1 protein-coding gene is annotated in these 853 nt (G+C 59.8%); it reads left to right on the forward strand.

The genetic code is table 11. From position 1 onward, the window contains the following. Positions 1-197: 197 nt before the first annotated feature. Positions 198-853 (forward strand): transposase (locus tag GSQ95_RS08980; protein ID WP_158973779.1); only part of this gene is annotated, 656 nt, incomplete at its 3' end.

The raw sequence follows: 853 nt of genomic DNA on the forward strand, positions 1-853 counted from the left end.
CTCAACCCAACCTTGTATCTCTCCTGGGTAATGGGATTAGCTACCTCATTACCCGGGGCCGGTTAAGTACCTACCCAACCTGAGCACTCGATGCTGTTTCGTAGAGTGTGCCTGCCGGCCCCCTTTCTCTACATCCTGAATGGTATCCAAGCCCCTCCTCGGGAGTGAGGCTGTATGCACAAGGCAAGGAGCGAGAAATGGCGATCATCGGTATCGACATCAGCAAGCAGAAATTCGACTGTCTATGGCTGCGTGACGTCTGCAGCCTGAAAGTGAAAACCAAGGTCTTCGCCAATCGGCCCGCAGGATTTGCCGACCTGATCGACTGGTGTTGCGCCCAGACGGGGGAGACACCGGAGCAGTTGCAGGTCTTTCTCGAGGCCACCGGGGTCTATCACGAGTCGTTGGCGCTCTATCTCCATGATCGTGGCGTCCAGGTCTTCGTCCTCAATCCTGCGCGGGTACGCGAATACGCCCGTAGCCTGGGCGTGCAGGGCAAGACCGACAAGCAGGACAGCCTGGTCCTGGCACGCTATGGCGCCACCCAGCCCGTGCGCCCCTGGATGCCAGAGCGCCGCGAAGTCCGCGAACTCAAGGCGTTGATCGCTCGCCATGAAGCGCTGCAAGAGGATCTGCAGCGCGAACTCAATCGTCGCGAAAAGGCCGTGGTCAGTGGCAACCTGAGCGTCCTGGCGTCCATCGACAACCTGGTAAAGGCCCTGCAACAGGAGGCGGCGCGGGTTCGTCAGGACATCGACGACCACATCGATCGGCATGATGATCTCAAGCGTGATCGGGCCTTGCTGCAGAGCATTGGCGGGATCGGCGAGGTGCTGTCACGCCATTTGCTGGC

It is taken from the genome of Pseudomonas sp. BAV 4579, assembly GCF_009765395.1.
Lineage (GTDB): Bacteria > Pseudomonadota > Gammaproteobacteria > Pseudomonadales > Pseudomonadaceae > Chryseomonas > Chryseomonas aestiva.